Here is an 18,863-nt window from a genome sequence, read left to right on the forward strand (position 1 = left end):
TAGCGTTGAGATACTTTATCTTAGTGCTAAGAAATCGATCGGGCGTCATCCTGCTGACCGCCCTGGCCCCCGGCGTCTGGGGGACGACGTACTACGTCACGACGCAGTACCTGCCGCCCGACCGCCCGCTGCTGGCCGGCGTGACGCGGGCGCTGCCCGCGGGCCTGCTGCTGGTGGCCGGCACCCGCCGGCTCCCGCACGGCGTGTGGTGGTGGCGCTCGCTGGTGCTCGGCACCCTGAACATCGGCGCCTTCTTCGCGCTGCTGTTCATCGCCGCCTACCGGCTCCCCGGCGGCGTCGCCGCCACGATCGGCGCGCTCCAGCCGCTGCTGGTCGCCGTCTTCTCCGCCGGGCTGCTGGGCGACCGCCTCACCCTGCGGACCGTGCTGACCGGCCTGACCGGGGTGTTCGGCGTGAGCCTGCTCGTGCTCCAGTCGGGCGCACGGCTCGACGCCCTCGGCGTGCTCGCCGCGCTCGGCAGCGCCGTGGTGATGGCGACCGGCGTCGTCCTGAGCAAGCGCTGGCCCGCGCCGGCGCCGCTGCTGGCGACCACCGGCTGGCAACTGGTCGCCGGCGGGCTCGTCCTGCTGCCGGTCGCGCTGCTCGCGGAAGGGCCGCCCCCGTCCTCGCTGACGACGCAGAATCTGCTCGGCTACGGCTACCTCACGCTGGTCGGCGCGGCGGTGGCGTACGCCCTGTGGTTCCGCGGGATACGCGAGCTGCCGCCGACCAATGTCACCTTTCTCGGGCTGCTCAGCCCGGTCGTCGCCACCGGGGTGGGCTGGCTGGCGCTGGGCCAGCAGCTGACGGCCGTGCAGGCGCTGGGCGGTGCGCTCATCCTGGGCGCCCTGGTGGCCGCCCAACTGCGGCCCGTACCGCCGCCGGCCGTCCTGCCGCAGCCCGTCCGCCGCTGATCCGCCCTTCAATCCCGAGGAGTCACCTGATGCACATCACCGTCTTCGGAGCCGCGGGCGCCGCCGGCCGCCAGATCGTCGCCGAAGGGCTGGCCCGCGGCCACCGGGTCGACGCCGTCGTACGGTCTTCCGCCCGTCTCGGGGAACTGCCCGCCGGGGCGCGCGGGCTGGTCGGGGACGCGCTGTCCTACGACTCGGTCGTGGACCTGGCGGCCGGGCGGGACGTGGTGATCACCGCGACCCGCCCGGCACCCGGCAGGGAGGCCGAACTCGTCGCCGTCACCGAGGTGATGCTGCCCGCGCTCGCCGCCACGGGCGGGCGGCTGCTGGTCGTCGGCGGGGCCGGCACGCTCACCCTGCCGGGGGGCGGCACGGTCGCCGACGCGCCGGACTTCCCCGCCGTCTTGAAGCCGATAGCGGACGCCTGCGCCGACCAGCTGGCCCGCTGCCGGGCGGCCGCCGACGTGGACTGGACCTATCTCAGCCCCGCCGCCCTGCTCCAGCCGGGGGAGCGCACCGGCCGCCACCGGCTGGGCGGCGACGAGCTGGTCGCCGACGCCGGCGGGGTGTCCGCGCTGTCCTACGAGGACCTGGCCGTCGTCCTGCTGGACGAGGCGGAGCAGCCCAGGCACCGGGGGCGGCGCTTCACCGCCGCTTACTGAAGCTGACCACCAGCCGGGTGGGACCGCGCACGATCAGGCCCTGGCGCCAGGTGAGCGGTTCCGGCACCAGGGCGAGCCCGGGGGCGCGGGTGAGCAGGGTGGGGATGGCGACCCTGGCCTCCATACGGGCCAGCGGTGCGCCGAGGCAGTAGTGGATGCCGTGGCCGAAGGCGATGTTGCCCTGCGCCGGGCGGCGGATGTCGAACGTGTCCGGCGCCGGGAAGCGCTCCGGGTCGCGGTCGGCGCCGGCCAGCGAGATCAGCACGGAGTCGCCCTGCGCGATGACGGTGCCGGCCACGGTCATCTGCTCGGCGGCGTAACGCCAGGTCGTCGTCTCGACCGGGCCGTCGTAGCGCAGCATCTCCTCGACGGCGCCGTCGATCAGCTCGGGCTCCGCGCGCAGCGCGGCGAGCTGGTCGGGGTGGCGGAGCAGCGCCAGCACGCCGTTGGTGATGAGGTTGACGGTGGTCTCGTGGCCGGCGATGAGCAGCAGGAAGGCCATGCCGACCAGCTCGTCGGAGGAGAGCCGGTCGTCGTCCTCGTAGCGCGTCCTGATCAGCGCGCTCAGCAGGTCGTCGGCCGGGCCGCCGCAGCGCTTGTCCTCGATCAGCTCGGCCAGATACTCCGACATGGCGCGGGCAGCGCGCACCTCGGCCTCGGGGGTGCCGCTGACGAAGTCGTTCGACCAGCCGCGGAAGGCCTTGCGGTCCAGGTCGGGGACGCCGAGCAGTTCGCAGATCACCATCATCGGCAGCGGGAAGGCCAGCGTGTCGACCAGGTCGGCGGTGGGTTCGCCCAGCGCGGCGTCCAGCAGCTCGTCGGTGATCTGCTGCACCCGGGGCTGCAGGGCGGTGACCCGGCGGGGGGTGAACTCGCGGGCCACCAGGCGGCGCAGCCGGGTGTGCTCGGGCGGGTCGGCGTTCAGCATGTTCGCGTTCCCCGGGGTGAAGTCGACGTCCGGGGAGATCTTGCGGAAGTCCTTGGCCAGCCGCGGGTCGGCGAGCGCCGCGCGGGCGGCCTCGTGGCCCACCACGAGCCAGGTCTCCTCGTCGTCGGCGATCCTGACCCGGTGCACCGGGCCCTTCTCCCGGAGCCTGGCATACGTCGGATACGGGTCCTCGACGAATCCCTCGGCCCGTAAGTCCTCGACGTTTCCCATGCCCGCCCCCTCATCCGCCCCGCGGGGCTCGTCCCCGGGCCACCGGTGTGTGGCACCGCTGAATGTCCCAACGCGGCGGGCCCGGGGGCGGTTCCTCGCCCGGAGCGCGGCGTTGCCGTGCGGGTGGTGCCCCCTGCGCGGGCCCGCCGGGTGGTCGGATCAGGTCAGGTCGGGTCGGCCAGCCGGTCGAGGAGGTCGGTGAGGCGCTTGGTCACCGTGGGCCGGTCGCCGTCGGTGAGGGCGGAGCCCATGCCCACGGCGACCGCGCCGGAGGCGACCCATTCGGGGGCGGCGGCGACCGTGATGCCGCCGATCGGAATGAGCGCCGCCTGCGGGAGGATCGTCCGCAGGTCCGCGACCCAGCGCGGGGTCAAGGACGAGGCGGGGTAGAGGGTCAGCGCGTCCGCGCCGAGCTCCATCGCGAGGACCGCCTCGGTCGGGGTGGCCACCCCGGGGAAGACCGGCACCCCGTAGCGGTGGCCGGTACGCAGCACCTCCTCGTCCAGATTCGGGGCGAGCAGGAAGCGGGCGCCGGCGTCGATGGCCATCCGCGCGGACACCGCGTCGACTACCGTGCCCGCCCCGATGACCGCGTCGTCGCCGACCTCGCGGACCAGGGTGGTGACGGCCTCCAGCGCGAAGGGCGTGGTGAGCGAGATCTCCAGGGTGGTGAGGCCGGCCGACAGCAGCGTGTCCGCGGTCGCCGCGGCCTGGTCGTACGTCTCGCTGCGGATCGTGGCGAAAACCCGCTGTGCGAGCGCGGTCCTAGTGGTCTCCCAGCGGTACACGGAGGATCGCGGTCCTTCCTGACGGTGCTGCCCGGATGGTGCTGCCCGGATGATGCGGCGGGTGTGGACCGCGATCAGCACGCTACTCGCCGGGCGGGGGCCCGCCGCCGGTCGATCGGGGAGCTGTCACCGCACCGTGACATGAGAGGAGCATGAGAGGGAAGGGGCGGCCCCCCGGCTCACCCGGTGTGGGTCGAGAACAGGCCACCGGTGGGGCCCTGCTTGTCGCCGCCCTGAGCCTTCTTCAGCGCGTTGGCCAGACCCTCGATCGTCATGGACTGCAGGATCACCCGGCCGTTGCCCTCCAGGGTGGCAAGCGACAGGCCCTCGCCGCCGAAGACGGCGTTCATGATGCCCTGGCGGTTGAGGCCGCCGATGCGCTGGACGCCGTACTGGATGCCCTCCTCGAAGGCGACGATGCAGCCGGTGTCGACCTCGATGCGGCCGCCGAAGTCGGCGGGGTTGAGGTCGATGAAGTTGCCGGCGCCGGCGATGATCACGGTGCCGTGGCCGGTGAACTTCTCCAGGATGAAGCCCTCGCCGCCGCTCATGCCCTGCCGGCCGCCGGCGAAGGCGATACCGAACTGCACGGTGTCCTCGGCGGCCACGAAGGCGTCCTTCTCGGCGAACCAGGCCCGCGACCCGGTCAGCTCCAGGGCCCGCATCTCGCCGGGCAGCACCCCGGCGAAGCCGACGGTGCCCTCGCCGCCGGACGCGGTGAAGTACTGGAAGGCCAGCGACTCCCCCGCCAGTGCCCGCTGGCCGACCTGCATGGCGGTGCCCACGGCCTGCCGCAGCAGCCCGCCCATGCCTCCGCCGCCCCCGCCCTGCTGGCCGACGCCGCCGGAACCGCGGGTGCCGGGGCCGCCGAGGCGGGTCTCCATCGAGACGTTGGCGGTCTTGAACAGGAACTTCCCGGCCTCGCAGTAGACCGTCTGGCCCGGGTTGAGAGTGCAGACGGCCATCTGCATGGCATTGCCGACGATCTGCTGCTGCAGGGTCACGGCGGTACTCCTTGGGACGAGCGGTGCCGAATGGGGCGATAACGGCGCGGGTGGCGCCGTCCCGTCAACGTACCGCCCGGGCGATTCTGTTCCGCACGGACCCGGGCTCAGGGTGCCGCTCGGCGTCGGCCTGGGCCGGCAGGCCGACCGGGCGCTCGCCGCCGGTATCCAGGAAGCGGGCCAGCGGCAGGGTGGCCGCGCCGACGGTGACCGCGTCGGCGCCGAGCCGGCCCAGCTCGATGGAGGTCTGGGCGCAGGGGTGGTGCAGGGCGTAGGCGGCGGCGACCTCGCGGACGGTGGGCAGGATCCGCGGGCCGAGCATCAGCCCGGCCCAGCCGCCGATCACGATGCGTTGCGGGTTGAAGAGGTTGATCAGGTCGGCGATGCCGGCCCCCAGGTACTCGGCGGCCTCGGCGAGCAGTGCGCCGGCCTGCGGGTCGCGGTCCGCGGCGGCGATCAGCTCGGCCAGCGCGATCTCCTCGCTGACCTCCCCGCGCGCGCCGGGCCAGCGGCCGAGCAGCGCCTCGGCGCCGACATAGGCCTCCAGGCAGCCGCGGGAGCCGCAGCGGCAGGTGCGGCCGCCGACCCGCAGCGTGGTGTGGCCCCACTCCCCCGCGCTGCTGCTGGCGCCGTGGTAGGGCTTGCCGTTGGTGACGACGCAGGCGCCGACGCCCGAGCCGAGCAGCGCGATCACCACGTTGTCCGAGCCGCGTCCGGCGCCGAACCACATCTCGGCCTGGCCGAGGGTCTTGGCGCCGTTGTCGATGAAGAGCGGCAGCGCGGTGCCGGCCCGCAGCAGCCGGCCGAGCGGTACGGCGTCCCAGCCGATGGTCTGGCCGTGGACCACGATGCCGTCGCCCTCGCCGGGGGCGGCGCCGGGCGCGTCGGTCTGGGCGACGATGCCGGGGACGCCGATGCCGACCCCGAGCACTTCGCTGTCGTCGATCCCGGCCTCGCGGACCACCCGCTCGATGCCGTCGAGGGCGAGGCGCACCACATGGTCCACGTCGTGGCCGCTGTCGGACAACGGCAGGTCAGCGGCGGCCAGTTCGGTCAGCGCGAGGTCGAAGAGCTCGACCCTGACCCGGGTCTCGCCGACGTCCACGCCGACCACGTAGCCGTACCCGGGGGCGACTTGCAGCAGGATCCGCGGCCGTCCGCCGTCCGACTCGACGGCGCCGGCCTCCTCGACCATGCCGTCCGCGATCAACTCTCCAACGACGTTACTGATCGACCCCGCACTCAGACCCGTGTCCCGACCCAGCTCCTGGCGGCTCAGGGGACCCTCGAAATACAAATGACGCAGAAGCGATGCACGGTTGCCGCGCCGCAGGTCACGAACGGTGCGCTTGCCTCGCTCAGCCATCTCGTCTCCCTCCCGGGGGGTCCGGCGTGAATCTATCGCTGCACAAGGTCTTGACGCCACCTTTTCTCACAAGTTAAATCACGCCCTGAATTAAGACACAGGCGCTGTTCACTTCCTGAAGCGATCCCACCCCTGAGAGGGAACCGTCATGCGCTCTTCCAGCACCTCCAGCAGACTCCTCGCGGCCACCGCCCTCGTGGCCGCGCTCGGTCTGACTCTCGCCGCGTGCGGCGGGGGTTCCGACGACGACAGCAGCGGCAGCTCCGGCAGCGGCAAGACCGCCGACCCCAACAGCCTCAAGGGCCAGACGATCACGTACTGGGCGAGCAACCAGGGCACCAGCCTGGACGCCGACAAGACGACCCTGACCGCCGAGCTGAACAAGTTCACCGCCTCCACCGGCATCAAGGTCAAGCTCGAGGTCATCGGCTGGGCCGACCTGCTCAACCGCATCCTGGCGGCCGCCACCTCCGGCCAGGGCCCCGACGTGCTCAACATCGGCAACACCTGGTCGGCCTCGCTGCAGGCGACCGGCGCCCTGATGCCGTGGGACAGCGCCGCGTTCAGTACGATCGGCGGCAAGGACCGCTTCGCACCGGCCGCGATCGCCTCCGCGGGCGCGCCGGGCCAGGACCCCGCCGCGGTGCCGCTGTACTCGATGGCATACGGCCTGTACTACAACAAGAAGCAGTTCGCTGACGCCGGTATCGCCAACCCGCCCACCACCTGGGCCGAGTTGGTCGCCGACGGCAAGAAGCTGACCAAGGACGGCCACTACGGCATAGCCGTCGAGGGCGCCAACGGCGCGGAGAACATCCACCACATCTTCGTGCTCGCCAAGCAGCGCGGCGCCAGCTGGTTCGACGACAAGGGCGCGCCGACCTTCACCGGTCCGCAGCAGGTCGCGGCGGTCAAGCAGTACGTCGACTTCATCGCCGGCGACAAGATCGCGGCCAAGGGCAACGCCGAGTACGTGCAGAACCAGACCATCACCGACTTCGCCACCGGCAAGGCCGCGATGATGATGTGGCAGTCGGCCGCCCCGGCGATCGCCTCGCACGGCATGAAGCCCGACCAGTACGGCGTGGTGCCGGTGCCGACGCAGACCGCGGGTGCCACCGGTGACGCCGGTGTGACCTCGATGGTCGCCGGTATCAACATCGCCGTCTTCAAGGACACCAAGCACAAGGACGCCGCCGAGGCGTTCGTGAAGTTCATGACGAGCACCGACGAGCAGAAGGCGCTCAACGGCAAGTACGGCTCGATCCCGCCGGTCATCGAGGCGCAGAGCGACCCGGCCTTCCAGACCCCGGACCTGAAGGTGCTGGCCGGCGTGCTGCAGAAGTCCGCCGCACCGCTGCCGCAGGTGGCCAACGAGAGCCAGTTCGAGAACCTGGTCGGCCCCGCCGTCAAGAGCCTGTTCGCCGAGGCCGCCGCGGGCAAGCCCGTGACCGACGCATCCGTCAAGGCGGCGCTGACCAAGGCGCAGCAGCAGATGCCCGCCTCGTAAGGATCGGCTCTCCTCCATGACTGCCACCGCCCCCCCGAGGCGCGCACCCGAAGCCGGCCCCAGCAGCGGCAAGTCCGCTGCCGGGCGCCGGCTCCGGCCGCGTATCGTCGAACGGCTCCGCCAAGGCGGACTGCCGTACCTGCTCCTGCTCCCCGCCGTCCTCGCCGAGCTGCTGATCCACATCGTGCCGATGTTCTTCGGCATCCTGATCAGCTTCAAGAACCTGACACTGTTCTACATCCATCACTGGAACACCGCTCCCTGGGCGGGGTTCGACAACTACAAAGCCGCGGTAAAGATCCACCAGCCGATCGGCCAGGCGCTGCTGCACTCGTTCTGGGTGACGCTGTCCTACACCCTGCTGTCCGTGGCGTTCTCCTGGCTGCTGGGCGTCGCCGCGGCCATCCTGCTGCAGGACAAGTTCCGCGGCCGCGGGCTGATCCGCACCATCTTCCTGGTGCCCTACGCGCTGCCCGCCTACGCGGCGCTGATCACCTGGACGTTCATGTTCCAGCAGGACACCGGCCTGGTGAACCACGTCCTGCACGACCAGTTGCACGTGACGTCGAGCAAGTCGTTCTGGCTCATCGGCGACAACAGCTTCTGGGCGATGGTCATCGTCTCGGTCTGGAAGTCCTGGCCGTTCGCCTTCCTGGCGCTGATGGCCGGTCTGCAGAACATCCCGCGCGAGCTGTACGAGGCCGCCGCGATGGACGGCGCCGGCGTCTGGCAGCAGATCAGGAAGATCACCATGCCGTCGCTGCGGCCGGTGAACCAGGTCATCGTGCTGGTCCTGTTCCTGTGGACCTTCAACGACTTCAACACCCCGTTCGTGATGTTCGGTCAGAACCCGCCGCACCAGGCGGACCTGATCTCGATCCACATCTACCAGTCGTCGTTCATCAACTGGAACTTCGGGTCGGGTTCTGCGATGTCCGTCCTGCTGCTGCTCTTCCTGCTCGTGGTAACGGCTGTCTACCTGCTGGTCACCTCCAGGGGAAGGAGCGAGAACGATGTCTAGGTTCACCGACCAGCCGTCCCCGATGGCGCAGCCGAAGTCCTTCCTGTGGACCCGGCGGGTCGTCCTGACACTGCTGCTGGCCTTCGTGCTCGTCCCCGTGTACGTGATGCTCAGCTCGTCCCTGAAGAGCCTTCAGGACGTGCAGGGCTCGTTCAAGTGGATACCGCACAGCCTGACGTTCAAGCCGTACATCGACATCTGGAAGACCATCCCGCTCGCGCACTACTTCGTGAACTCGGTGATCGTCTGCGTCAGCGCCACCGTCTTCTCGGTGGTGCTGGCGATCTTCGCCGCCTACGTGGTGAGCCGCTACCGGTTCATGGGCCGCAAGGTCTTCACCGTGACGGTGCTGTCCACCCAGATGTTCCCCGGCATCCTGTTCCTGCTGCCGCTGTACCTGATCTTCGTCAACATCGGCAACACCACGGGCATCACGCTCAACGGCAGCCGGCTCGGCCTGATCATCACCTACCTCACCTTCTCGCTGCCCTTCTCCATCTGGATGCTGGCGGGCTACTTCGACTCGATCCCGCGGGATCTGGACGAGGCCGCGAAGGTGGACGGCTGCGGCCCGCTCGGCGCGCTGTTCCGGGTCGTGGTCCCGGCCGCGGTCCCCGGCATCGTCGCCGTGAGCGTCTACGCGTTCATGACGGCCTGGGGCGAGGTGCTGTTCGCGTCGGTGATGACCAACGAGTCCACCAGGACCCTGGCGGTCGGCCTGCGCGAGTACGCCACCCAGAACGACGTGTACTGGAACCAGGTCATGGCTGCCTCGATCGTCGTGAGCGTACCCGTGGTCGCCGGATTCCTGCTCCTGCAGCGTTACCTCGTCGCCGGGCTCACCGCCGGCGCCGTCAAGTAACCCCTCCCGAAAGGCAGCTTGTGAACGACCTCAGCGCTCTTCCCGCCGATTTCGTCTGGGGTGCGGCCACCGCCGCGTACCAGATCGAGGGCGCGGTGGACGAGGACGGCCGGGCCCCGTCCATCTGGGACACCTTCTCCCACACCCCCGGCAAGATCGACGGCGACGACACCGGCGACGTCGCCTGCGACCACTACCACCGCACGGCCGAGGACCTGGACCTGATGAAGGCCCTCGACCTCGACTCGTACCGCTTCTCCATCGCCTGGCCGCGGATCGTCCCGCAGGGCGGCGGGGCGGTCAACCCCGCCGGTCTGGCCTTCTACGACCGGCTGGTGGACTCGCTGCTCGAAGCGGGCATCACGCCCAACGCCACCCTCTACCACTGGGACCTCCCGCAGGCCCAGCAGGACCGGGGCGGCTGGCCCGAGCGTGAGACGGCGGAACGTTTCGGCGACTACGCGGCCGTGGTCGCGGAGGCACTGGGCGACCGCGTCAAGGACTGGGCGACGCTCAACGAGCCGCTGTGCTCGGCCTGGATCGGCCATCTCGAGGGCACCATGGCCCCCGGCTGGACGGACCTGACAGCGGCGGTGCGCGCGTCGTACCACCTGCACGTCGGGCACGGCCTGGCCGTGCAGGCGCTGCGGGCGGCGCACTCCGACCTGCGGGTCGGCATCGTGAACAACCTCAGCCCGTGCGAGCCGGCCACCGACCGCGACGCCGACGTGGCCGCCGCCCGCCGGGCCGACGGCCACACCAACCGCTGGTGGCTCGACCCGATCCACGGCCGCGGCTACCCGCAGGACATGCTCGACCTCTACGGTGTGGACCTGCCGATCAAGGACGGCGACCTGGAGTCGATCGCCGCCCCGCTGGACTGGCTGGGCCTGAACTACTACTTCCGCAACGTCATCACCGACGACCCGACCGGGCCCGCCCCGTACGCCAAGTCGGTCTACCTGCCGGGCGTCCGGCGGACGGCGATGGACTGGGAGGTCAACGCGGACGGCCTGGAGCAGCTGCTGGTGCGGCTGTCCGAGGAGTACGGCGCCGGCAAGATCTTCGTCACGGAGAACGGCTCCGCCTACCGCGACACGGTGGGTGCCGACGGCCAGGTCGACGACCCCGAGCGGACCGCCTACCTGGACGAGCACCTGGCGGCCTGCGCCCGCGCGGTCCGCCGCGGGGTGCCGCTGGCCGGCTACTACGCCTGGTCGCTGCTGGACAACTTCGAGTGGGCGTACGGCTACGACAAGCGCTTCGGCCTTGTCCACGTCGACTACACCACGCAGAAGCGCACCATCAAGGGCAGCGGTCGCCGTTACGCGGAGATCATCGCGGCCCACCGCCGCAAGGCCCGCCGCGCGGCCTGAGCGGGTCCGCCCGCCAGGGCGCCCGTTGACGAGGGGTGACGCCACCGGTCCGCCGGTGCGTCGCCCCTCGCCCTGTTTTTTCCCGGGCGCGCTTTGGCGCTCGGTGTTTCCCGGCGCGGGCTCGGCACGGGCCGGTCAGCTCGGCGCGGACAGCAGCCGGCCGGTGGGCGGCTCGGTGACGGCGCCGTCGGCCGCGACGCACCGGCCGCGCAGCCAGCTGCCGCGGACCACCCCGTGCAGGGTGCGGCCGGCGTAGGCGGTGATCGGGTTGCGGTGCCGCAGCCGGGCCGGGTCGACCGTGAAGGACGCCTCCGGGTCGAGTACGGCGAAGTCGGCGTCACGGCCCTCGGCGATGGCGCCCTTGGCGGTGAGGCCGGCCAGTGCCGCGGGACCCGCGGACATCCAGCGGACCACGTCGGAGAGGCTGTGGCCGCGGCGGCGGGCCTCGGTCCACACCGCGGGCAGGCCCAGCTGGAGGGAGGAGATACCTCCCCAGGCGGCGGCGAAGTCCCCGGTGTCCTTGGCCTTCAGGCCGATCGTGGCGGGTGAGTGGTCGGAGACCACGCAGTCGATGGTGCCGTCGGCGAGCGCCTGCCAGAGCGCGTCCTGGTTGGCGGCCTCCCTGATCGGCGGGCAGCACTTGAACTCGGTCGCCCCGTCCGGGACTTCCTCCGCGGTCAGGGTGAGGAAGTGCGGGCAGGTCTCGACGGTCAGGCGTACGCCGTCCCGTTTCGCGGCGGCGATCAGCGGCAGCGCGGACGCGGAGGACAGGTGCAGGATGTGGACGCGGGCGTCGAGCCGCTTCGCCAGCGCGATCAGGCCGGCGATCGCCCGGTCCTCGGCGGTCGGCGGGCGGGAGGCGAGGAAGTCGGCGTAGCGGCGGCCGGTGTGCCGGGGGGCGCCGTCGATGGTGCCCGGGTCCTCGGCGTGCACGATCAACAGGCCGCCGAACCTGCGGAGTTCGGTGAGCGCGGCCTCGACCTCGGGCCAGGTCAGCTGCGGGAACTCCTCGACGCCTGAGGGCAGCAGGAAGCATTTGAAGCCGAAGACGCCTGCGTCGTGCAGCGGGCGCAGGTCGGCGAGGTTGCCCGGCACCGCGCCGCCCCAGAAGCCGACGTCGGTGTGCAGCCGGCCGCGGGCGGTGTCGCGCTTGATCTCCAGGTGGGCGGTGGTCGTGGTCGGCGGGATGCTGTTCAGCGGCATGTCGACGACGGTGGTGATCCCGCCGGCCGCGGCCGCGGCGGTGGCGGTCGCGAAGCCCTCCCACTCGGTACGGCCCGGGTCGTTGATGTGCACGTGGGTGTCCACCAGGCCGGGCAGCAGCACGTCGTCGCCCAGGTCGGTGACCGGGACGCCGCGCGGGACCGGCGCGTCGTGGGCGCGGACGGCGGTGATGGTGCCGGCGCGGACCGCGACGGCGGCCGGGCGCTCGCCCTGCGGGGTCACGACCCGGGTCGAGCGCAGCACCAGCTCGTCCACGGCGCCTTCGTCCACGGCGTCCACCAGGTGACCTCCAGGTGCGGGAGCGGGAGCTCGTACGGGCCGGAAGAATTCAACGTTCTGTTGACGGACATGGTGGATAGCCTTCGCCCGGGCGTCAAGAGCGGTACGATTCCGCACAGCGAAAGTCACCTTCCGCGAGCAACGGATCAGAGGGGATCGCACGTGTCAGCTGACCGCGCCGGGGGCGTCCAGTCGCTCGAACGGGCCTTCGACCTGCTGGAGCGGATGGCCGACGCGGGCGGCGAGGTGGGCCTGAGCGAACTGTCCGCGAGCAGCGGCCTTCCGCTGCCGACCATCCACCGGCTGATGCGGACCCTGCTGGGCAGCGGATACGTACGCCAGCAGGCCAACCGGCGGTACGCCCTCGGGCCGCGGCTCATCCGGCTCGGCGAGACCGCGTCCCGGCTGCTCGGCACCTGGGCCAGGCCCTATCTGGCGGAACTGGTCGAGGCGACCGGCGAGACGGCGAACATGGCGCTGCTCGACGGTGACGAGGTCGTCTACGTGGCGCAGGTGCCCTCGCGGCACTCGATGCGGATGTTCACCGAGGTCGGGCGGCGGGTGCTGCCGCACTCCACCGGCGTCGGCAAGGCGCTGCTGGCGCAGGTGCCGCCGGCCGAGGTGCGGGCACTGCTGGCCCGTACCGGTATGCCCGCGGCGACCGAGCGCACCATCACCGAGCCGGATGCCTTCCTCGCCGAGCTGGACCGCATCCGGTCGGCCGGTCACGCCGTGGACGACGGCGAGCAGGAGACCGGGGTGCGGTGCCTCGCGGTGACGGTGCCGGGGTCCCCGAGGGCCGCGGCGATCTCCATCTCGGGACCCGCCGGGCGGGTCACGGACGAGGCCACCGAGAAGATCGTGCCTGTACTGCACGGGGTGGCAAGGGAGTTGGCGCTGGCGCTGAGCAGCGCGGCGCCGGCGGTGTAGGGCAGGCCCCCGCCGCTACCGGTTCAACTCCTGTTCGACGGCCTCGCGCAGGACCGCGAGCGGGGCCGTCAGCGCGCTGACCGACCCCAGGGCCGAGGCGATGAGCAGCAGCGAGTGCCGCAGCTGTTCCGGCGCCGGAGCGCCCGCCGACTGCCGGGCCAGCTCCGCGAGTTGGTCCTCGGCGACGGCCCGATCCGGTAAGACGGCGCGGTACGCCGCCAGGTCCCGCTCCATCCGGGCGACCGCGGCGCCTAACGCCACGCCACCGCCCGCCGACATTCCTGCGACCGATCCGCTGCGGTCAGCGTCGACCGCCTGCATTTCCCCCACCACCATGTGCCCCTGCCTCACACGTACTCAGGTCCCGGCGCCTCCGAGTCATGGGGTCCGGGGTCGATCAGTAAACGCGACACGACGCATTTGCGCCACACGGTCGGCGAAATCTGCGTCAAAGTTGCCGCGCGGGCCACACGGTGAGGTCGAGGGTGGCGTGGGCGGAGGGGCCACCGGGAGCGGAGAGTTGACGGAACGTCACCAGCGCGGTGGTGCCGTCAGCGCCGACCACGCACAGCCGGGAGCCCGCGGTGAGGTGCGTCCGGGGAACGGATCCGACCAGGTCGCCTGCGGCCCGGCACCCGTCGAGGGTGCCGGGGGCCCGGGGGCCGAGCAGCACCAGCGCTCCGCGGGTGGCGGCGGACACGAAGGACTCGCCGTCGGGGGAGTAACCGAACGTGCCGTTCTCGGCTCCCGGCCGGGTCTGCGGCGGATCGGTCTCCAGTACGAGCCCGTCACCCGCGTCCAGCCCGACCCCGTCGTACTCCCGCTGCCCGGGCGGGCCGGCCTGCGCCGCGTCGGTCCGCGGCTGCCCGGCGCCGCCGTGCCCCCATCCGAACAGGCCACCGAGCGCCAGCGCCCCCACCACCGTCACCACGGCCGCGGCCACCCACCCGCCGGCGCGCCGCCTCCCCCGCGTCCCGGTCCCGCGCGGGACCTCCCGGTACGGCTCCCCCGGCTGCCCGCCAAGCGGCGCCCCGGGCGGAACCGTCGTCGCGCCGCCCCGGGTCGCCCCGGCGGGCGTTACGGGGCCGGTCGGCATGCGGGGCGCCGCGCCGCCAACCGGCGTGGCCGGGGGCGCACTTGGCGGCGCGGGCCGGGCGCCAGGCGCCGGGATCGCCGTACCCCCGGGCGGAGTCGACCCCGCAGGCAGCACCGGCACACCCGGGCCGGGCCCGGGGGCCGCCGGGGGCGGTGCGGGCGCTCGCAGGCCACCCGGCCCCGCCGGAGGAGCACTTGGCGCCGCCGGCGCACCCGGGACGAGCCCGTGCGCCGGCGTCCCGCCGGGCGGCGGCGGGGTGGGGCGGGGCCAGGTGCCCGGGGGCGGGAGAGGGGGGAGGGGCGGGGGCAGGGTCAGGAGGGTCTGGAGGAAGGTGGGGAGCCAGGGAGTGGGCGGCCGGTGGTGGGTGGCCTGGGTGCACATGGCGATGACCTGGGAAGGGGACGGCCGCAGGGCCGGGTCCTTGATCAGGCAGCGGGTGACGATCTCGCGCAGCTCACCGGGGAGTTCCGACAGGTCCGGCTCCTCGTGCAGGGCGCGCGCGCCGAACGGAGCCGCGCCGATGGCCGCGTAGGCGGCGATCTGGCCGAGCGCGAAGACGTCGGTGGCCGGGACCGGCGGCTTGTCCGCGGCCTGTTCCGGCGAGGAGAACGCCGGTATCCCGGGCGAGTCGGCGGTGGCCCGGGTGACGCCGTAACCCGTCACGCGCGGGCCGTCCGCGGCGAGCAGGACCGTACCGGGGCCGAGCCCGGCGTGGACGACGCCGGCGTGGTGGACGGCACGCAGTGCCTCGGCGACGCCGGCCACCAGGCGCAGCACGATCGGCACCGGAAGCGGCCGCCCGCTGTCGGACACGGCGGCGTGCAGGGTGAGCGCGGGCACGTAGCCGGCGGCCAGCCAGTAGCGGGTGCCGTCGTGGCCGCTGCCGAGAACGGGCACGGCGTAGGGGCCGTGCACCCGGCGCACGGCCTGGACGTCGTGTTCGAAGGCCGCCGCGAAGCCGCTGCGCGCGGCCAGTTCGGGCCGGACCGCGGTCAGCGCGACGGGCCTGCCGTCCGGCGCGTAGGCGAGGTAGACCGGGCCGAGGGCGCCGACGCCGAGCCTGGCGGCGATCCGGTGGCCGCCGACCATCGCGGGGTCGTCCGGCGCGGGCGGCTGGTACAGCGGCCCAGGATGCCCGGGGTGCCCGGCGTGGACCTCGCCGCCGGTGTGCTGAGCGCCCATCAGTCCCCGTTCCTCCGGCCCACCCGGACAAGGCCTACCCGGACAAGGCGGAAGGCCTGCGCGGACACGCCCTCGTATCGCCCCTCCCGGCCCTGGCCAGACGATACCGGAACACGCCGAGGCGTCCGCGGCCTGTTCCGCTGCGGGCTCGCACGCGGTAAGCAGGAGGCATGGACACAAGGGACGAGGTGGCCGGGCTGCTGCTGGCGGCCGGCGGGGGGCGGCGGCTCGGCGGGCGGCCGAAGGCGCTGCTGCCGTACGGCGGCCGCCCGCTGGTGGAGCACGCGCTGGGCGCGCTGCGGGACGGCGGCTGCGGCCCGCTGCACGTGGTGCTCGGTGCGGCGGCCGACGAGGTGCGGGCCGCCGCGGAGCTGCCCGGCTGCGTCCTGGTCGACAATCCGCACTGGCCGGAGGGCATGGGCTCGTCGCTGCGCGCGGGCCTTGCCTCGCTCGCGGCGGCGGCCCGGCGGCCGGCTGCGGTGGTGATCGCGCTGGTCGACCAGCCGGGGGTGGGCGCGGCGGCGGTCGCCCGGGTGGTGGCCGCGGCCCGGGCGGGCGACGACCTGGTGTCGGCGCTGGTGTCGGCCGCGTACGGGGAGCGCCGCGCGCACCCGGTGCTGATCGGTGCCGCCCGCTGGGCCGGGGTCGCGGGCAGCGCGGGCGAGGACCGGGGGGCGCGCACGTATCTGCGCGAGCACGTCGACCAGACGCTCCTGGTGGACTGCTCCGACATCGCCGACCCGGCGGATATCGACACCCCCGCCGACCTGCGGCTTCTGAAGCCGCCCGCACCACGTGCCACAAAACGTTGAACTTCCGCACTGCGAAAACTATGCTCCATTGTGCAGAAGCGCCCGTCGCTCGCGGCGGCCGGGCACCGCGTGCCACCACCCGTACCCCCGGGTGCCACGGCACGCACGGCGGCGTGCCCCGACGCACGACGGCGTGCCCGTCCGCACGACGCACCGACGGACGCCGGCCCGCTCTGGAGGAATGACCGCATGTCCGCACCGACCCCTTCGTCCGCCGCTGTCGTCACCGGGACCGCCGGGCACCGCGTACCGCGTGAGGAGGAGGTGCTGACCCCCGAGGCGCTGGACTTCCTCGCCGAACTGCACCGCCGCTTCGCCCCGCGCCGCGCGGAACTGCTGGCGCTGCGTGCCGAGCGCCGCGCGGAGATCGCCCGCACCGCGACGCTGGACTTCCGCCCGGAGACCGCGCACATCCGGGCGGACGAGAGCTGGCGGGTGGCCGCGGCCCCGGCCGCGCTGAACGACCGCCGGGTGGAGATCACCGGCCCGACCGACCGCAAGATGACGATCAACGCGCTGAACTCCGGCGCCCGGATCTGGCTCGCCGACTTCGAGGACGCCTCCGCGCCCACCTGGGAGAACGTCATCGGCGGCCAGCTCAACCTGATCGACGCCTACGAGCGGCGGATCGACTTCACCTCCCCCGAGGGCAAGTCCTACGCGCTGGCCGCCGCCGACCAGCTGGCCACCGTGGTGATGCGGCCGCGCGGCTGGCACCTCAGCGAGCGGCACCTCACCGTGGACGGCGAGCAACTGCCGGGCGGCCTGGTCGACTTCGGGCTGTACTTCTTCCACAACGCGCAGCGGCTGATCGACCTGGGCAAGGGGCCGTACTTCTACCTGCCCAAGACCGAGTCCTACCTCGAAGCCCGGCTGTGGAACGACGTGTTCGTCTTCGCGCAGGACCGGCTCGGCATCCCGCAGGGCACCGTCCGGGCGACCGTGCTGATCGAGACGATCACCGCCGCGTACGAAATGGAGGAGATCCTCTACGAGTTGCGCGACCACGCCTCCGGGCTCAACGCGGGCCGCTGGGACTACCTGTTCTCGATCGTGAAGAACTTCCGTGACGGCGGGGCCCGTTTCGTGCTGCCGGACCGCAACGCGGTGACCATGACCGCGCCCTTCATGCGCGCCTACACCGAACTGCTGGTCCGCACCTGCCACAAGCGCGGTGCGCACGCCATCGGCGGCATGGCCGCCTTCATCCCGTCCCGGCGGGACGCCGAGGTCAACAAGGTCGCCTTCGAGAAGGTCAAGGCGGACAAGGACCGCGAGGCGGCGGACGGCTTCGACGGCTCCTGGGTCGCGCACCCCGACCTGGTGCCCATCGCCCGCGCCTCCTTCGACGCGGTCCTCGGCGACCGCCCGCACCAGAAGGACCGGCAGCGCGAGGACGTCCAGGTGACCGCGGCCCAGCTGATCGACATCGCCTCGCTGGACGCCCACCCGACCTATGAGGGGCTGCGCAACGCCGTCCAGGTCGGCATCCGCTACATCGAGTCGTGGCTGCGCGGCATGGGCGCGGTCGCGATCTTCAACCTGATGGAGGACGCGGCGACCGCGGAGATCTCCCGCTCGCAGATCTGGCAGTGGACCAACACCGGTGTGGTCTTCGACAACGGCGAGAAGGCCGCCCCCGAACTGGTCCGCCGTGTCGCGGCCGACGAACTTGCCGCCATCCGCGCCGAGGCCGGCGAAGCCGCCTTCGCAGCGGGCCGCTGGACCGACGCGTACGACCTGCTGCTGCGCACCGCGCTGGACGCCGAATACGTCGACTTCCTGACGCTCCCCGCCTACGAGCAGCTGACGGACTGAGCCCCGCCCCCCGTCCCTTCTCGTGAGACGCACGGCCCCCGCCCCCTGCTCCGGACGGTCCGGGGCAGGGACCCGTCCCGGCCGCCGCAGGGCTCACCCGGGCAAGGCCTCCGCCTTGGTCGGCACGGGCACCTGGTTGAACGCGTAGTACACGGCGAGCAACCCGTGCACCGCCAGCGTCAACGGCGCCGACACGAAGGCCAGTCCCACCGTGACGGGGTACACGATCGTGCCGAGCGCGAACCGCGCCCGGGTCGCCCGGGCCCCCTCGACGTCCACCCGGTCGATGAAGAGATGACCGCTGCGGGTCAGGTGCCACCACATGGCCCCGAAGACCACCCCGTGGAAAACCATGAACAGCCCGTACACGGCAAGGGCGACATGCGCCGCGTTGCCGTCCCGAAGATACGCCGCCACCACCGACGCGGGCCACGGCAGCGCGGCAACACCCATCAGCAGCATGAGGTTGAGGAACAGCAGCGTCCGATCGACCCGGGCGATGTACTGGAAGACCGTGTGATGGTTGACCCACATGACGCCGATGACCAGGAAGGTCACCACGTAAGCGGCGTAGGACGGCCACTGCCTGCCCAACGAGGACCACAGGTTGTCCCCTGCGTCCTCGGGCACCTTGATCTCCAGGATCAGCAGGGTGATGGCAATGGCGAAGACCCCATCACTGAACGCTTCGACTCTTCCTGACTCATTCATCCCGTCCCCCTGTTGACGAGTCCAAGCGGCACGCGGCGCAGCCGCTCAGCCTCGCATGTCTGCCTCCTGAACCTACCGACTACCGTCGTGTCCAGTGCGCGTCGCATGTGGCCAGTGCTCGCGCGACGGTAGCAGCGGCGCGATGGGGG

17 protein-coding genes are annotated in these 18,863 nt (G+C 72.3%); 9 read left to right on the plus strand and 8 right to left on the minus strand.

Annotation, left to right across the window (positions count from 1 at the left end; translation table 11 throughout):
- The first annotated feature begins 23 nt into the window (after window positions 1–23).
- A complete protein-coding gene (locus OG702_RS07945; protein ID WP_327288152.1) occupies window positions 24–914 on the plus strand; it encodes an EamA family transporter in 891 nt (296 codons plus the stop codon).
- Window positions 915–943: 29 nt separating this feature from the next.
- Complete coding sequence (locus OG702_RS07950; protein WP_327288153.1) at window positions 944–1,576, plus strand: NAD(P)-dependent oxidoreductase; 633 nt, start codon at window positions 944–946, stop codon at window positions 1,574–1,576.
- On the opposite strand, the gene OG702_RS07955 is transcribed toward OG702_RS07950, so the two are convergent.
- From OG702_RS07955 to OG702_RS07970, 4 genes are all read right to left on the minus strand, one after another.
- Entirely contained in the window at window positions 1,560–2,735 is a 1,176-nt protein-coding gene (locus tag OG702_RS07955; protein WP_327288154.1) for a cytochrome P450 family protein, read from the minus strand. The genes OG702_RS07950 and OG702_RS07955 overlap by 17 nt on opposite strands.
- A 164-nt stretch (window positions 2,736–2,899) precedes the next feature.
- Complete coding sequence (locus OG702_RS07960; RefSeq protein WP_327288155.1) at window positions 2,900–3,523, minus strand: bifunctional 4-hydroxy-2-oxoglutarate aldolase/2-dehydro-3-deoxy-phosphogluconate aldolase; 624 nt, start codon at window positions 3,521–3,523, stop codon at window positions 2,900–2,902.
- Between the two features lie 179 nt (window positions 3,524–3,702).
- Window positions 3,703–4,527, minus strand: coding sequence for an AIM24 family protein (locus tag OG702_RS07965; protein ID WP_327288156.1), 825 nt, complete (start codon window positions 4,525–4,527; stop codon window positions 3,703–3,705).
- A 64-nt stretch (window positions 4,528–4,591) separates the two neighbouring features.
- Window positions 4,592–5,893, minus strand: coding sequence for an ROK family transcriptional regulator (locus tag OG702_RS07970; protein WP_327288157.1), 1,302 nt, complete (start codon window positions 5,891–5,893; stop codon window positions 4,592–4,594).
- Window positions 5,894–6,041: 148 nt separating this feature from the next.
- Here OG702_RS07970 and OG702_RS07975 point away from each other — a divergent pair, with 148 nt between their 5' ends.
- From OG702_RS07975 to OG702_RS07990, 4 genes are read left to right on the plus strand one after another with little or no spacing between them, the layout of a single operon-like run.
- The gene (locus tag OG702_RS07975; protein WP_327288158.1) at window positions 6,042–7,403 is read left to right on the plus strand and encodes an ABC transporter substrate-binding protein; all 1,362 of its coding nucleotides are present in this window, start codon (window positions 6,042–6,044) and stop codon (window positions 7,401–7,403) included.
- 16 nt (window positions 7,404–7,419) lie between these two features.
- A complete protein-coding gene (locus OG702_RS07980) occupies window positions 7,420–8,424 on the plus strand; it encodes a carbohydrate ABC transporter permease (RefSeq protein WP_327288159.1) in 1,005 nt (334 codons plus the stop codon).
- On the plus strand, window positions 8,417–9,286 hold the full coding sequence (locus OG702_RS07985) for a carbohydrate ABC transporter permease (protein ID WP_327288160.1): 870 nt from the start codon (window positions 8,417–8,419) through the stop codon (window positions 9,284–9,286). The genes OG702_RS07980 and OG702_RS07985 overlap by 8 nt, the downstream gene beginning before the upstream one ends.
- Window positions 9,287–9,306: 20 nt before the next feature.
- Complete coding sequence (locus OG702_RS07990) at window positions 9,307–10,662, plus strand: GH1 family beta-glucosidase (RefSeq protein WP_327288161.1); 1,356 nt, start codon at window positions 9,307–9,309, stop codon at window positions 10,660–10,662.
- Between the two features lie 135 nt (window positions 10,663–10,797).
- Here OG702_RS07990 and allB read toward each other — a convergent pair whose 3' ends face one another.
- Complete coding sequence (gene allB, locus OG702_RS07995; RefSeq protein ID WP_442814334.1) at window positions 10,798–12,165, minus strand: allantoinase AllB; 1,368 nt, start codon at window positions 12,163–12,165, stop codon at window positions 10,798–10,800.
- Window positions 12,166–12,327: 162 nt separating this feature from the next.
- Here allB and OG702_RS08000 point away from each other — a divergent pair, with 162 nt between their 5' ends.
- Complete coding sequence (locus tag OG702_RS08000) at window positions 12,328–13,095, plus strand: IclR family transcriptional regulator (protein ID WP_327288162.1); 768 nt, start codon at window positions 12,328–12,330, stop codon at window positions 13,093–13,095.
- Window positions 13,096–13,110: 15 nt separating this feature from the next.
- Here OG702_RS08000 and OG702_RS08005 read toward each other — a convergent pair whose 3' ends face one another.
- Entirely contained in the window at window positions 13,111–13,431 is a 321-nt protein-coding gene (locus tag OG702_RS08005; RefSeq protein WP_327288163.1) for a DUF5955 family protein, read from the minus strand.
- Window positions 13,432–13,543: 112 nt separating this feature from the next.
- The gene (locus tag OG702_RS08010; RefSeq protein ID WP_327288164.1) at window positions 13,544–15,373 is read right to left on the minus strand and encodes a serine/threonine-protein kinase; all 1,830 of its coding nucleotides are present in this window, start codon (window positions 15,371–15,373) and stop codon (window positions 13,544–13,546) included.
- A gap of 170 nt (window positions 15,374–15,543) precedes the next feature.
- Between OG702_RS08010 and OG702_RS08015 the strand changes: the two genes are divergently transcribed.
- Both OG702_RS08015 and aceB read left to right on the plus strand, forming a co-directional pair.
- Window positions 15,544–16,185 carry a nucleotidyltransferase family protein gene (locus tag OG702_RS08015; protein ID WP_327288165.1) on the plus strand — a complete coding sequence of 214 codons (642 nt, stop codon included), beginning with the start codon at window positions 15,544–15,546 and terminating at the stop codon, window positions 16,183–16,185.
- Between the two features lie 189 nt (window positions 16,186–16,374).
- Window positions 16,375–18,003, plus strand: coding sequence for a malate synthase A (aceB, locus tag OG702_RS08020; protein ID WP_327288166.1), 1,629 nt, complete (start codon window positions 16,375–16,377; stop codon window positions 18,001–18,003).
- Between the two features lie 93 nt (window positions 18,004–18,096).
- On the opposite strand, the gene OG702_RS08025 is transcribed toward aceB, so the two are convergent.
- On the minus strand, window positions 18,097–18,714 hold the full coding sequence (locus tag OG702_RS08025) for a TMEM175 family protein (RefSeq protein WP_327288167.1): 618 nt from the start codon (window positions 18,712–18,714) through the stop codon (window positions 18,097–18,099).
- Window positions 18,715–18,863: the final 149 nt, after the last annotated feature.

Origin of the sequence: Streptomyces sp. NBC_01198 (genome assembly GCF_036010485.1) — a bacterium.
Classification (GTDB): Bacteria; Actinomycetota; Actinomycetes; order Streptomycetales; family Streptomycetaceae; genus Actinacidiphila.

Excerpts from the sequence above, each read along its gene's own strand:
- aceB (WP_327288166.1), top strand. The coding sequence starts at position 16,375 with ATGTCCGCACCGACCCCTTCGTCCGCCGCTGTCGTCACCGGGACCGCC.
- OG702_RS07985 (WP_327288160.1), top strand. The coding sequence starts at position 8,417 with ATGTCTAGGTTCACCGACCAGCCGTCCCCGATGGCGCAGCCGAAGTCC.
- OG702_RS08025 (WP_327288167.1), bottom strand. The coding sequence starts at position 18,714 with ATGAATGAGTCAGGAAGAGTCGAAGCGTTCAGTGATGGGGTCTTCGCC.
- OG702_RS07955 (WP_327288154.1), bottom strand. The coding sequence starts at position 2,735 with ATGGGAAACGTCGAGGACTTACGGGCCGAGGGATTCGTCGAGGACCCG.
- OG702_RS08010 (WP_327288164.1), bottom strand. The coding sequence starts at position 15,373 with ATGGGCGCTCAGCACACCGGCGGCGAGGTCCACGCCGGGCACCCCGGG.
- OG702_RS08015 (WP_327288165.1), top strand. The coding sequence starts at position 15,544 with ATGGACACAAGGGACGAGGTGGCCGGGCTGCTGCTGGCGGCCGGCGGG.
- OG702_RS07980 (WP_327288159.1), top strand. The coding sequence starts at position 7,420 with ATGACTGCCACCGCCCCCCCGAGGCGCGCACCCGAAGCCGGCCCCAGC.
- OG702_RS07950 (WP_327288153.1), top strand. The coding sequence starts at position 944 with ATGCACATCACCGTCTTCGGAGCCGCGGGCGCCGCCGGCCGCCAGATC.
- OG702_RS07970 (WP_327288157.1), bottom strand. The coding sequence starts at position 5,893 with ATGGCTGAGCGAGGCAAGCGCACCGTTCGTGACCTGCGGCGCGGCAAC.
- OG702_RS07975 (WP_327288158.1), top strand. The coding sequence starts at position 6,042 with ATGCGCTCTTCCAGCACCTCCAGCAGACTCCTCGCGGCCACCGCCCTC.
- OG702_RS08005 (WP_327288163.1), bottom strand. The coding sequence starts at position 13,431 with ATGGTGGTGGGGGAAATGCAGGCGGTCGACGCTGACCGCAGCGGATCG.